Raw genomic sequence first — 13,432 nt, 5'->3', positions numbered from 1 at the left:
ATAACTTGACAGCACTGGAATCCCCCGCCACTCACTTCCTATGTGGTCGACGCTACCCCACGGCGGGACGCGATCCGAGAATATCGGAACCGATTCGCAGGTGTGTCGCCCCGAACCTGATGGCCGCTTCCAGGTCCTGGCTCATACCCGCAGAGATAGCTGTGGCAGACGGATGCACGGCCACCAGCGACGCTGAAATTGCGGCGAGTTTTTCGAAAGCCGCCTCCGGAGGCACTCCGAGGGGGGCGACGGCCATCACCCCTGCCAACTCCAGTCCGTCGGCTGCGGCCAGCCGGTCAGCCAGCGGCGGGACCTCATCAGGCGCCGCGCCACCGCGGTGCGTGCCGGCGTCGTCATCGAGGCTGACTTGAATGAAACACTGAAGGGCACCGCGGCCGGTGCGCTCCTGCTCCGCGGCAATAGCCCGCTCCAGGCCCTCAACCAGGCCAGGCCGGTCGATGGAGTGGACGGCGTGGGCGTACTTGGCCACTGACTTGGCTTTTTTGCTTTGCAACTGTCCGACAAAATGCCAGTTGAGCCCCAGGCCGGCCAGTTCTGCCGCCTTGCTTGAGGCTTCCTGATCCCGGTTTTCGCCAACATCGCGAACCCCCAAAGCAGCTAGGAGCCTGATGTCCGTGGCCGGATGGAATTTGGTGACCACGATCAGTGTGGGCAGCTCATCGCCGCGGCCGGCCTCAGCCGTGGCGGATTCGATTCGCTGCTTTACCGCGGCCAGCCGTTCCGCCAACTCCGCGGTCCGTGCAGTGCCTTCACTCATTCCATCAGCCATGGGACCACACGATCCCGGCAAGGCGTCCGGTGATGGAGGAACGACGGTAGGAGAACAGCTGATCGCTTTCGAGCGTGCACCGCCCGGCGTACTCGACGACCACCCCCGCGGCCTCCAGTTGACTGCGGGCTCCTGCCGGCAGGTCCAGCGCCGGGGTCCCCCAGGACGTTTCAGCCCACGCTGACGGCACCTGCTCAGCCACCTGGGCACGCAGGTCAGCGGGCACCTCGTAGCAGTTGCCACAGATCGAGGGTCCGAGCCAGGCCCGAATGCCGATTGCCCCGGCTGCCCGCATCCGTTCCACTGCTGCAGGCAGAATCCCGTTGGCTATTCCCGGCCGGCCCGCGTGGACAGCTGCCAGGACCGGACCACCGTCCGGCCGCTGCCCCACAAGCACCGCCGGGATGCAGTCCGCCACCATGACCGCGAGCGGAAGCCCCCTGGACACCATGGCGTCTGCCGTGGGCGACGGAGTACCCGGCTCCATCATTTCCACCGTTGCGCCGTGGACCTGGTTCATGAACCGCAGGGACCCGGGTGCCAAATGCGCAGCTTCCTCCAGCGCTCCGCGTCGCCGCCGGACCTCAGCGGCATCGTCCCCGACATGGAGGGCGAGATTGCCGGCATGGATATCCGTAAACGCGACACTCACGCCGGGTGAAACTTCGGCACGCCAAAGGAACAAACCGTGCCCTACTTCAGGAAGTCGGGGACATCCAGGTCATCGGCGCGGTTCCCCGACAGATCCGGCTCCACCACTGAAGGAAGGTCGACGTCGAAGCCTGAGTCCGCGGGAACGGCCGAGGGGCGCTGCTGGCCCCAGTTGCTCAGCCCGGACGCACCCACTCCGGCGTGGACCGGCTGCGTGTTGAGCTGGTGGCTGCCGCCGGACGTGGGGGCCTGAGACGGCGCGGGAGCAGCGGCGGGGCGCTGGGGCGCCACCTGCGGCTGTGACTGGTCCATGGAGGGCGACGTAGCCTTCACGTCGTCGAAACCGGCCGCAATGACCGTCACGCGGGCCTCGTCACCGAGGGCGTCGTCAATCACGGCACCGAAGATGATGTTGGCTTCGGGGTGGGCCACTTCCTGGACGAGGCGGGCTGCTTCGTTGATTTCAAACAGGCCGAGGTCCGATCCGCCCTGGATGGAGAGCAGGACACCATGGGCGCCGTCGATGGAGGCCTCCAGGAGCGGGGACGCGATAGCCAGTTCCGCCGCCTTCACGGCACGGTCTTCACCGCGAGCGGAGCCGATGCCCATGAGGGCCGAGCCTGCACCCTGCATCACGGACTTGACGTCGGCGAAGTCCAAGTTGATCAGGCCCGGAGTGGTGATGAGGTCCGTGATGCCCTGGACACCGGACAGCAGGACCTGGTCAGCGGAACGGAAAGCGTCCAGGACGGAGACGTTGCGGTCGCTGATGGAAAGGAGGCGATCGTTCGGGATCACGATCAGGGTGTCCACTTCGTCGCGGAGGGCGTCAATGCCCGCCTCGGCCGAGCCGGCGCGGCGGCGGCCCTCGAACGTGAACGGACGGGTGACCACACCGATGGTCAGCGCGCCGAGGGAGCGGGCGATTCGGGCCACGACGGGGGCGCCGCCGGTTCCGGTGCCGCCGCCTTCGCCGGCAGTCACGAACACCATGTCTGCGCCGCGGATGACCTCTTCGATCTCGTCAGCGTGGTCCTCCGCAGCCTGCTTCCCCACCTCAGGGTTGGCCCCGGCGCCGAGCCCACGGGTCAGCTCGCGCCCGACGTCGAGCTTGACGTCGGCGTCACTCATCAGCAGTGCCTGGGCATCCGTGTTGATGGCGATGAACTCGACACCCCGGAGGCCTACCTCGATCATGCGGTTGACTGCGTTCACGCCACCGCCGCCGATGCCGACGACCTTGATGACGGCCAAGTAATTCTGCGGAGCTGCCACGTTACGTGTCCCTTGTTCGTGTTCTATTGCGAAAACTGTGGAGTCGGGCTTGAAGCCTGCAACCTTAACCTTCGAGTTGAAGGTTATAGTTATGTCAAGTAACTCATGTCTGGAACGCTATTTCCTATGGTTCTGACATTCAATAACCGGCGCCGCGTGTCGCGCGAATACCGGGAAAGTTTGCAGGTGCCGGAGAAGAGGTTCAACGCGTCACCGGATGTCGGGGCGCGCTCACATCGTACACGCGCACTGGGTTCTTTGGGTCGGCGGGAACCTTCAGCAGGGCTGCAAGCACCTTGGCTTTGAGTTCCTTCTCCCCCGCGTTTCCCCAGATGATGGTCTGGCCGTCAACCAGCTTCAGTTCCACGGCATCCACCGACTGGGCGGAGGCGTTGGAAAGTTTGGACAGCACGTCGGGCGGGAGTGCCCCAAGCACCTGGGCGGTGGCCTGGAACAGGTCCTTGCCGATGGTGCCGGCGCCGCCGTCGATCACGGGCAGGGAAACCGATGCGGGGTCCGCCGTGGTGGCCAGCACCACGCCGTCCACGTCCACCAACTGGTACTGCTCCCCCTGCTTGACCAAAGCCACCGGGATGCGTTCATGCACTTCCACCACCAGTTCCGACGGCGGCCGCGCCTGTGTCGACACGGATTTGATCTGGACCAGGGAAGCGAGCATGCGGCTGACCTCATCGTGGCTGACCTGTGGAAGCGGTTTGCCCTTCAGCGGCTCAAGCGCGGACCTGACCTGATCCGTTGTGACCAGTTTGGTCCCCGTCACGGATATGGTGCCCACGGCCAGGAGCGGAGAAAAGATGGCTGCGGCCAGGAGCGCGGCAACCAGTCCCAAGACAGTACCGGCCGCGATCAGGAGGTGTCGCTTCCGGCGCTTTGCCGGCGGCTCGGGAAAGACCAGTACGTTGTCGCTGGCGGGCGGCGTCTTCCCACGGGACGGCGCCGGGCCCGGATTCTTGCCCTTTTTGGGCCCTGGCGTGGACGCCATGTCCGGGCCGGGGGCGCTCTTGGAGGCGGAGATGGTGTCCGGTTCTGCCGACGGCGGTCCCGCCGCAGGCTGACGCCGTGCCGGTGAAGCGTAGGTGGGGCGGCGCGGGCTACCCACCGAGTGCCTGCACGATCTGCGGCCCGAAGCCCGTTACGTCGCCCGCTCCGACGGTCAGGATGATGTCGCCCGGCGCAGCGGCGCGCGCGAGGGAGGCCACAGCTTCTGCCGGTGCCACCAGCCGGCCTCCCGGCCCCAGATGATCAGCGATGAGCTGGCTGGTCACGCCGGGGATGGGATCTTCACGGGCAGGGTAGATATCCAGCACCAGGGCAGTATCTGCCAGGTTCAGGGCCTCGGCGAACTCGCTGGCAAACTCCCGGGTCCGGGAGAACAGGTGCGGCTGGAACAGGACGTGGACGTTGTGGCCGCCTGCCACGGACCGCGCCGCGGTCAGGGCGGCGCGGACCTCGGTGGGATGGTGGGCGTAGTCGTCAAAAACGCGCACGCCACGGGCCTCCCCCTTCAGCTCGAAACGGCGCGACGCGCCCGAGAAGTGGGACAGGGCCTGCGCGGCAGCGTCGGCGTCGACGTCTAATTCCAGGGCGACGGCGACGGCGGCGGCCGCGTTGAGCGCGTTGTGCCGGCCGGGGACCTGCAACTGCAAAGCGAACCGGCCGGCAGGGGTGGATACTTCCACGTTTCCGGGGCCGGCGTCGTGCAGGACGAGGTCTGCCCGGTCGGAGGTTCCGTAGAGGACCACCCTGGTGTTCCCGCGGGCCCGCGTGCGCTCCGCGAGTGCCAGCGCGCCGTCGTCGTCCGCGCAGGCGATCAGGACGCCGTCGGCCGGCAGCAGTTCGGTGAAACGGTCAAAGGACTCGTAGACGGCTTCGGCAGTGCCGTAGTAGTCCAGGTGGTCGGGTTCTACGTTGGTGACCACCGCAATCTTCGGGCGGTAGTTCAGGAAGGAGCCGTCGGATTCATCCGCTTCGGCCACAAAGATGCCGGAGGTGCCGTGGGCTGCGTTAACTCCCAGCGCGGGCACGTTGGCACCGATGGCGAACGAAGGGTCCAGCCCGGCCCCCTGGAGCAGCACCGCAATCATGGACGTGGTGGTGGACTTTCCGTGGGTTCCGGCGACGGTCACAACGATGTCGTGCCCCATGGTGGCCGCCAGCGCCTCGGACCGGTGCAGCACAGGTAGGCCGGCTTCCCGCGCGGCCACCAGTTCCGGATTGTCCGCACGGATGGCCGAACCCGCCACCACAGTCTGGGCATCGCCCAGGTGGGGCGCGGCGTAGCCCACGGCGATGCGGGCTCCGGCGGCAGCCAACTCCGCCATGACCGGCAGGTCCTTGGCATCTGAACCGCTGACGGTGACACCGCGGGCCACCATGATGCGGGCCACGGCCGACATTCCCACGCCGCCGATACCGATGAAGTGGACGCGGCCCAGGGACTCCTGGCTGCGGATGCTTGCGGGGGTCATGCGGATACCGCTTCCAGGACAAGACCAGCCATGCGCTGGTCGGCGTTTCTGATGCCAAGCCGGCGGGAACCGGCAGCCATCGTGGCCAGCCGGCCGGAATCGGTGATCAGCGGGATGACATGACCCGTTATCCACTGGGCAGTGAAGTCCTTGTCGGGGACGATGAGCGCGCCGCCGCTTTCCACCAGACCTGCCGCGTTGAGTGCCTGCTCACCGTTACCGATGGGCAGCGGTACAAAGACGGCCGGAACTCCCACTGCTGCCACCTCGCAGACCGTGGCGGCACCGGACCGCGCCAGCAGGAGGTCAGCGGCGGCGTACACGAGTTCCATCCCGTCCACGTACTCAACCTGCCGGTATCCGTCAGCGGCGAGAGGGCCGCCGTCGGGCCCTGTGACCGTCTTGCCGCGGCCTGTGATGTGGAGCGTCTGGATCCCGGCGGCGCCCAACTCCTCGGCGGCATCGGCCACCGCACGGTTGATGCTCTGGGCGCCGGAGGACCCGCCCGTCACAATCAGTGTGGGCTTATGAGCCTCCAGGCCCAGGGCTTCGCGCGCAGCTCCGCGGGCGGCGTCGCGGTCGAGGCCGGAGATTTCAGTCCGCATGGGCATACCGACATGGCGGGAGTGCCGCAGGCGGGTGGTGTCGAACGCGGTGGCCACGTGACGGGTCAGCAACGATCCCACACGGTTGGCCAGGCCCGGCCTGGTGTTGGCTTCATGGATCACGATGGGAATCCCGCGGCGGCGGGCGGCGAGGTACAGCGGTGTGCAGACGTAACCGCCCACGCCCACCAGGACGTCGGCCGAGGCCTCGTCCAGGATGCGGCCCGACTGGCGCACCGCTCCGGCCAACCGTGCCGGCAACTTCAGCAGGTCCAGGGAAGGTTTCCGCGGAAACGGCACCCTGTCAATGGTGGCGAGCTCCACTCCGGCCGCAGGAACCAGCCGGGTCTCCATGCCCGACGACGTGCCCACAGCCAGCAGCCTTGCCCCCGGCGAGGCGGACCGGAGGGCAGCCGCGATCGCCAGGAGCGGGCTGATGTGGCCGGCGGTGCCGCCGCCCGCAAGGACAATGGACAGGTTCTGGGAAGTCATCTGCTGCTAGGTACGCTTTCTTGCGGTTTTGGTGCGACGCGGGGATTTCCCGGCCTTCTTGGTGCCGAACTTCAGCATCTTCTTGGGCCGAAGTGCGGGCGCCATCTGTTCACGGGCCAGCGACAAGACCACCCCGACGGCACAGAGTGACATCAGCAAAGCCGAACCGCCGTAGGAGATGAACGGCAGGGGCACCCCGATGACGGGCATCAGGCCCGTCACCACGGCCATGTTGACGGTTGCCTGCCCCAGCAGCCACACCATGATGGTGCCGGCCAGGACACGGTGGAACATGTCCTCCTGCGCTACCACCACACGGTAAATAGCGGCTCCGAGGATGGCAAAAAGGACCAGGACGACGACGGTGCCAACCAGGCCGAGTTCCTCGCCGATGATGGCAAAAATGAAGTCGTTGTGGGCTTCCGGAATCCAGCTGTACTTCTGGCGGCTCTGGCCCAGACCAACGCCGAACCAGCCTCCGGATGCGAGTCCGTAAAGCCCGTTGGTGGCCTGGTAGTTGGCGTCGATGCCGTCGGCGCAGGACTGCCCGGTCCACCAGGAGGTGATCCGGCACATCCGGTTGGAACTGGTGATGGCCATGACAGCTGTTCCCGCTGCGGCTGCCACAGCCGCAAATCCGAAGAGGTAGAGCGGCACGCCGGCGAAGAACAGGGCTGCAGCCGTGATCATCATAATGAGCATGGCAGTGCCGAGGTCATTGCCCAGCAGCACCAGGAGGATCACCATTCCCGCCGCTGGCACGACGGGGATCAGCACGTGTTGCCAACGCCGAAGCAGCTGTCCTTTCCTGGCTAGTACCGTGGCCATCCATAGCGCCAGGGCAAGCTTTGATGCCTCGGAGGGCTGGAAGGTGACGCCGCCCAGGTCGATCCAGTTCTTGTTGCCGTTGACTTCGTCACCGATCAACTGGACCAGTGCTAGAAGGAAGAGGGCAACCCCCAGTGCCGGCCAGGCCAGGCGCTTGAGCCACACCACGTTGATTCGCGAGAGGACGAACATCACGAAGACGCCGATCGCCGCGAACATCCCTTGTTTGAGGGCGTCCCCGTACGGCGATTTTCCGGCGGCGATGGATTCAACGCTGGAAGCCGAGAGCACCATCATGATGCCGATGGCCGTGAGAGCCAGCGTTGAGCCCAGGATGAGGTAGTAGGTGGAGCCGTTCCGGGACGTCCCGTTTCCTTCCAGGGCGGACCAGAAGCCCCGGTACCAGCCCCTGATCCGGACCGGCAAGGTGGGCCTGGACGCCGTAGGCGAGCCAGGTTTCCCGGCGCGCGGCTGTGAGGCCTTCGGCCGGGTGGGCGTGCTGACCATTGTTACTCCTCGCCGGTCTGGGCCTGCCCTTCCACCAGCTCGCGGACAGCTTCGATAAAGGCGTTGCCGCGGTGAGCATAGGAAGAGAACTGATCCATGGAAGCAGCCGCCGGTGCCATCAGGACGGTGTCGCCTGATACCGCCAGCTGCGCCGCTGACGCAACGGCCCGGGACATCACGTCCTCCCCGGAAACCGGCGAGTCGCCCGCGATGGCTCCGCCCGTTACGGCAGTCTGCATATTTTCAGTGTCGCCCGCCGGAGTGATGATCACCGGGACATCCGGCGCGTGTCGCTGCAGGGCGTCGGCCAGTGGAGCCGTGTCGACGCCGATGAGCACCACGCCCCTCAGCCTGGCCGCCTGGTCCCTGACCAGGTCGTCGTAGCTGACGCCCTTGGAGAGTCCTCCCGCGATCCAGATGACCTTCTCGAAGGCAGTCAGTGATGCGGCCGCCGCGTGGGGATTGGTGGCCTTCGAATCATTCACCCAGAGAACACCGTTTAGGCGGGCAACTTGCTGGATTCGGTGGTTGCCCGGCACGTAGTCCTGGATTCCCCGCCGAACCGCCTGCGCGTCCACTCCGTAGGCGCGAACCAAGGCGGCAGCAGCAAGGGCGTTCGCCACCATATGGCGGGGCGCAAACTGCCCCAGGTCGGTCATTGAGGCCAGCTCCGCAGCGCTGTCCTTGCGCTGCTCAATGAAGGCGCGGTCCACGAGGAGGCCTTCCACCACACCCAGCATGCTGATGGCCGGAGTGAGCGTGGTGAAGCCGACGGCCCGGCAGCCCTCAACCACGTCGGCGTCCTCGACCATACGTTCGGTTTCGATCTGCTCGGCGTTGAAGATGCAGGCCTTTTGAGTCCGCGCATAGACCTTGGCCTTGTCGGCCAGGTAGGAGTTGTAGGAACCGTGCCAGTCCACGTGGTCTTCGGCCACGTTCAGGCACACACTGGCCACGGGAGACAGGGACTCAGCCCAGTGCAGTTGGAAGCTGGACAATTCAACCGCGAAGGCGTCGTACTCAACGGGATCGCGGAGGGCATCGAGGATAGGCGTGCCCACGTTGCCGACGGCAATTGCCTTCAGACCTGCAGCCTGCAGCATCGAGGCCGTCAACCCCACCGTGGTGGTCTTGCCGTTTGTTCCGGTGATGGTCAGCCAGTCAGCGGTCTTGTGTCCTTCGCGGACACGCAGCCGCCAGGCGAGCTCGACGTCGCCCCACACCGGGATGTGCGCGCGTGCAGCAGCGGCGAGCAGTGCCTGGTCGGGCCGCCAGCCCGGCGACGTGACGATGAGGTCCGGGAAACTGCCGTCCACCTTCGGGACCCTGCTGACAGCCTCCTCGCCGAGGAGCACGTCCACGGCGCCCACAATCTTCAGGGTGTCGGCCTGAGCCTTGGCTGTGTCCGTGGTGGCGGCGTCCACCACCACCACGCGCGCGCCGAGCTCGATCAGGGTGTCCGCAGCGGCGAACCCCGAAACCCCGATTCCGGTGACCACTACGCGCAGGCCCGCCCAGTCGGAGTCCCAGCTGACAAGGTTCTGCAGGCGGGGAGAAACAGTCACAGGAGCACGACCCATTCAGCGTAGAAGACACCCAGGCCCACGGCCACAAAGAGCCCGCCCAGGATCCAGAAACGGACAACCACAGTGACTTCGGCCCAGCCTTTAAGCTCGAAGTGGTGCTGGAGCGGTGCCATCTTGAAGACACGTTTGCCGCCGGTTAGTTTGAAGTAGCCCACCTGGATGATCACCGAGAGGGTAATCAGGACGAACAGGCCGCCAACGATGCCCAGGAGCAGTTCCGTGCGCGACAGGATAGCGAAGCCGGCAATGGCACCGCCGATGGCGAGGGACCCGGTGTCCCCCATGAAAATCTTGGCGGGCGAGGTGTTCCACCACAGGAAGCCCACCAGGGCGGCGCTGAGGATCGCGGCCAGGAGCGCCAGGTCCAGGGGGTCGCGGACCGTGTAGCAGCCGCTGCCCGCTTCCCGCGGCGATCCACAGGCCTGGTTGTTCTGCCAGATTCCCATCAGAGTGTAGGCACCGAAGACCATCACGGAGGCACCGGCGGCCAGCCCGTCCAGGCCGTCCGTCAGGTTCACACCGTTGGTTGCTGCCGTCACGATCAGGTTGGACCAGAGGACAAACAGAATGGCGCCCACAACCGTGCCGCCGAAGGCCAGGTCCAGCCAGGGAATATCGCGGACCAGGGAGATTTTTGTCGACGCCGGCGTGAGGCCGTCGGGGTTGGGAAAGTTCAGGGCGAGGATGGCGAAGGCGATGCCTACCGCCGCCTGGAGGATGAGTTTGGCCTTCGCATCCAGGCCCAGGCTGCGCTGGCGCGAGATCTTGATGAAATCGTCCAGGAAGCCCACCAGGCCCATGCCGACCATCAGGAACAGCAGAATCAGGGCAGACGCCGATGGGCCGGCGGACGCCGGGTTCATCAGCCACATGATCAGGTGGGTCAGCCCGTAGCTGAGGAGGACTGCTCCCACCACCACGGTCCCGCCCATGGTGGGTGTGCCGCGTTTTGTGTGGTGCGACGTGGGTCCGTCATCGCGGATGAATTGTCCGTAGCTCTTGCGGACGAGCAGGCGGATAAATAAGGGGGTTCCCACCAGGGCGAACAGCAGGGCAAGACCCGCGCCGATCAAAAGTGCAATCACAGCAGCTCGCTCCTTTCTTCGGCAGGTTCCGTGGTTTGTGGGGGTAATGCTATCCGATCGCCCAAGTGCCGAAGCCCGACGCTGTTGGAGGACTTGAAGAGCACCAGGTCACCCGGTTCGAGCTCGGCGTCGAGGAGCGAATAGGCGTCCTCGACTGTTTCCGCGAACACGCATTCGTCGCCCCAGGAGCCTTCCTGGACAGCGGAAACGTAGAGGGCCCGTGCCTCGCGGCCAACAACAACCAGCCGCGAAATGTTCAGGCGCACCACTTGGGTTCCCACAGCTGTGTGCTCCCGGATGGAATCCGGCCCCAGCTCAAGCATGGCTCCCAGCACGGCCCAGGTGCGGCGTCCGCGCCCCAGGTCAGCCAAGGTGCGCAGGGCGGCGCGCATGGACTCAGGGTTGGCGTTGTAGGCATCATTGATGACCGTGACGCCGTCCGCGCGTTCGGTGCGTTCCATCCGCCAGCGGCTCGCCGCTGACTGGGCGCTGAGGGAAGCTGCGATGTCCGCGCCCGGCACGCCTGACGCATGCGCTGCCGCTGCTGCCGCCAGGAGGTTTCCGGTGTGGTGGGCGCCAATCAGCTGGCTGCTCACGTGGAGGCCCGCTTCGCTGCCGGGCAGGACGAGGTCGAATTCCGGGTTTCCGAAGGCGTTGGTATCCGGGTTGACTGCCCGCACGGCTGCTTCAGGGCGGTCCTCGGCGGTGAAGCCCACGACGGCGGCGACGGTGCGGGGCCGCATGCCCGCGACCCGGTCGTCGTCAAGGTTCAGGATGGCGGTGCCGGTGGGCGCGAGTGCCTCCACGAGTTCGCCCTTCGCAAGCACGATGTTTTCGACGCCGCCGAACTCCCCCGCGTGGGCTGTGCCGACGCCCAGGACGACGCCGATGTCCGGCTTGACCATATCGGCCAGGTAGCGGATGTGCCCGATGCCGGTGGCGCCCATTTCGATCACCAGGAACCGGGTTCCGGCGTCGGCCCGGAAGACCGTGAGCGGCACGCCCACCTCGCCGTTGTAGGAGCCTTGAGGGGCGACAGTCTTGCCCTGGGTTGTGAGGATCCCGGCGAGAAGGTCCTTTGTGGTGGTCTTCCCTGCAGAGCCTGTGATGCCAATGACTGTCAGGGTTGCGCCGGCCGAAGCCCTGGCCGTACGGATACGGCGGACGGCTTCGGCGGCCAGTGCGCCCATGGCCAATACGGCGTCCTCGACCAGGACCGAGGGGTAGTTCACACCATCGGGCCCGGTGACGGGCCGCTCCGCGAGAACCAGCACGGCACCGCGGCTGAAGGCAGCATCGACGAAGTCGTGCCCGTCCGCGTGCTCACCGGGTTTCGCGACGTAAAGCGCCCCGGGAGTGGCCTCCCGCGAATCGGTGACCACCGAAAGCGGGGTGATCCCCGGATCGGCGGCCAGGCGGCCGTTTGTGATTTCGGCGATTTCCGCCGCAGTAAGTGCAATCATCTCGGTCTAGGACTCTATCCGGTCGTCTTGGAGAACCGTGAATCCCCTGGCTGTCAAGGCGTTCCGGAGTTCCACCCGGTCATCGAGGGCAAGGTTGACGCCTTTCACCTCTTGCCAGACCTCGTGTCCGCGGCCGGCCACCAGGATGGTGTCCTCACGTCGGGCCAGCTCAACGGCACGTTTGATGGCGGAGTCCCGGGGATGGATTTCCTCGATCACGCACTCGAGAGCTCCCTGTTCCCGGGCGCCCCGGGCACCGGCGAGAACGTCCGCGCGGATGGTTGCTGCGTCCTCGTCATGGGGGTCGTCATCGGTGACGATCACAACGTCCGCTAGCTTGGCGGCGATGGCCCCCATGGCCGGCCGCTTGCCCTGGTCCCGCTGCCCGGTTGCACCGAAAACAACAATGACCCGGGAATCGGGAAGCGGTGACCGGACAGCCTCGAGCGCGCGGGCCAGCGCGTCGGTATTATGCGCAAAATCGACGACGGCGGCGGGTTCTTCGGAGACGAGTTGCATGCGGCCCGGTACCGCCACGGTAAAGGGGTCATGATCAGCCAGGGCAGTCTGGACGGCGTCGGCATCCATTCCGCTGGCCAGGACCATCACAGTGGCAAGGGCCGCGTTGGCGACGTTGAAGGCGCCCGGCAGGCCGGTGTGGACCTGGAGTCGGGCGTCGTTCGGTCCGCTGAGGGTGAATTCGGTACCCAGCCCGCGCGCCGCCGTCGCGGTGACCGTCCAGTCAGCCGAACCGCTGCTTGGGGCAGCCGCGACTGTAGTGACCGGTATCCCGGCCGAGGCAGCAAGCTTGCGGCCCCATTCGTCGTCGACCATCACTACGGCCGCGCGGGCGCGGCGGGACGTGAACAACTCTGCCTTGGTGGCAAAGTACTCGTCCATGGTGCCGTGCAGGTCCAGATGGTCCTGGGTCAGGTTTGTAAAGCCTGCGACGTCGAAGATCACCCCGTCGACGCGCTGGAAGGAAATGGCGTGGGAGGACACTTCCATGGAGGCTGCGTCCAGGCCCCGCTCCCGCATGAGTGCCAGGAGGCCGTGCACATCCGTTGACTCGGGCGTGGTGAGGAGGCTGGGAATGGGTTCTCCGCCGGCGAGGATTTCGATGGTTCCGATTAGGCCGGTCCGTTGTCCCAGTGCACGGAGGAGCGCATTGATGAAATACGTGGTGGTGGTCTTGCCGTTTGTGCCGGTCACTCCGAACAGGCGCGGAGAATGGCCGGCGTCCGGCTGGCTCTGGTAGATCATGGCGGACAGGGGCCCCACCACGTTCCGCGGACCGTCCACCACGAGCACAGGGACATGAGTCTCCGCCGACAACGCCAGCAGACGCGCACCGGCGTCGTCGGTCAGGACCGCCACCGCTCCCCTCTCCACCGCTTGCGTGACAAAGTCTGCGCCGTGGCGGGAAGCACCCGGGAGCGCGACGTAGAGGTCGCCACGTTCCACAGTGCGTGAATTAAGCGAGATTCCCGTGACACCCACGGCGGCCGAGACGCCCGGGACAGGCACGCCGAGGGCCTCCCCGATGCTGTCCAGGCGGACTGCAGCCACCGCCGTCGGCCTGAACCGGGCGGCGGACTCCCCCGCCTGCCCGGTGGTGGTGCCTGGTGTGTTCTGCTCTGACAAAAGAAATCTCCGATGGT

11 protein-coding genes are annotated in these 13,432 nt (G+C 66.2%); all 11 read right to left on the bottom strand.

The features are described from left to right. Positions 1 to 52: 52 nt before the first annotated feature. The 11 genes from AB4Y73_RS06210 to AB4Y73_RS06160 all read right to left on the bottom strand — a co-directional run bounded on the left by AB4Y73_RS06210 (position 53) and on the right by AB4Y73_RS06160 (position 13,415). Complete coding sequence (locus AB4Y73_RS06210) at positions 53 to 778, bottom strand: YggS family pyridoxal phosphate-dependent enzyme (RefSeq protein WP_441869981.1); 726 nt, start codon at positions 776 to 778, stop codon at positions 53 to 55. Positions 779 to 782: 4 nt separating this feature from the next. Further along, entirely contained in the window at positions 783 to 1,475 is a 693-nt protein-coding gene (locus tag AB4Y73_RS06205; RefSeq protein ID WP_441869979.1) for a polyphenol oxidase family protein, read from the bottom strand. Positions 1,476 to 1,483: 8 nt separating this feature from the next. Further along, complete coding sequence (gene ftsZ, locus AB4Y73_RS06200; protein WP_441869977.1) at positions 1,484 to 2,716, bottom strand: cell division protein FtsZ; 1,233 nt, start codon at positions 2,714 to 2,716, stop codon at positions 1,484 to 1,486. Positions 2,717 to 2,918: 202 nt separating this feature from the next. Beyond that, on the bottom strand, positions 2,919 to 3,836 hold the full coding sequence (locus tag AB4Y73_RS06195; RefSeq protein WP_441869975.1) for a cell division protein FtsQ/DivIB: 918 nt from the start codon (positions 3,834 to 3,836) through the stop codon (positions 2,919 to 2,921). Further along, a complete protein-coding gene (gene murC / locus AB4Y73_RS06190; RefSeq protein ID WP_441869973.1) occupies positions 3,829 to 5,205 on the bottom strand; it encodes a UDP-N-acetylmuramate--L-alanine ligase in 1,377 nt (458 codons plus the stop codon). Before murC ends, AB4Y73_RS06195 begins: the two co-directional genes overlap by 8 nt. Next, positions 5,202 to 6,302, bottom strand: coding sequence for an undecaprenyldiphospho-muramoylpentapeptide beta-N-acetylglucosaminyltransferase (gene murG, locus AB4Y73_RS06185; protein ID WP_441869971.1), 1,101 nt, complete (start codon positions 6,300 to 6,302; stop codon positions 5,202 to 5,204). Before murG ends, murC begins: the two co-directional genes overlap by 4 nt. Positions 6,303 to 6,308: 6 nt before the next feature. Beyond that, on the bottom strand, positions 6,309 to 7,637 hold the full coding sequence (gene ftsW, locus AB4Y73_RS06180; RefSeq protein ID WP_441869969.1) for a putative lipid II flippase FtsW: 1,329 nt from the start codon (positions 7,635 to 7,637) through the stop codon (positions 6,309 to 6,311). A 2-nt stretch (positions 7,638 to 7,639) separates the two neighbouring features. Beyond that, the gene (murD, locus tag AB4Y73_RS06175) at positions 7,640 to 9,217 is read right to left on the bottom strand and encodes a UDP-N-acetylmuramoyl-L-alanine--D-glutamate ligase (RefSeq protein WP_441869967.1); all 1,578 of its coding nucleotides are present in this window, start codon (positions 9,215 to 9,217) and stop codon (positions 7,640 to 7,642) included. Then, positions 9,199 to 10,308 (bottom strand): phospho-N-acetylmuramoyl-pentapeptide-transferase, encoded by a 1,110-nt coding sequence (gene mraY, locus AB4Y73_RS06170; RefSeq protein WP_441869965.1) that lies wholly within the window; start codon positions 10,306 to 10,308, stop codon positions 9,199 to 9,201. Before mraY ends, murD begins: the two co-directional genes overlap by 19 nt. Continuing rightward, positions 10,305 to 11,771 carry a UDP-N-acetylmuramoyl-tripeptide--D-alanyl-D-alanine ligase gene (locus tag AB4Y73_RS06165; protein WP_441869963.1) on the bottom strand — a complete coding sequence of 489 codons (1,467 nt, stop codon included), beginning with the start codon at positions 11,769 to 11,771 and terminating at the stop codon, positions 10,305 to 10,307. Before AB4Y73_RS06165 ends, mraY begins: the two co-directional genes overlap by 4 nt. A 6-nt stretch (positions 11,772 to 11,777) precedes the next feature. Beyond that, positions 11,778 to 13,415 carry a UDP-N-acetylmuramoyl-L-alanyl-D-glutamate--2,6-diaminopimelate ligase gene (locus AB4Y73_RS06160; RefSeq protein ID WP_441869961.1) on the bottom strand — a complete coding sequence of 546 codons (1,638 nt, stop codon included), beginning with the start codon at positions 13,413 to 13,415 and terminating at the stop codon, positions 11,778 to 11,780. Positions 13,416 to 13,432: the final 17 nt, after the last annotated feature.

Source organism: Pseudarthrobacter sp. TAF60_1, from assembly GCF_052113505.1.
Classification (GTDB): Bacteria; Actinomycetota; Actinomycetes; order Actinomycetales; family Micrococcaceae; genus Arthrobacter.
The sequence above is the reverse complement of the archived record's forward strand: the minus strand, read 5'-3'. Positions and strand labels throughout refer to the sequence as shown.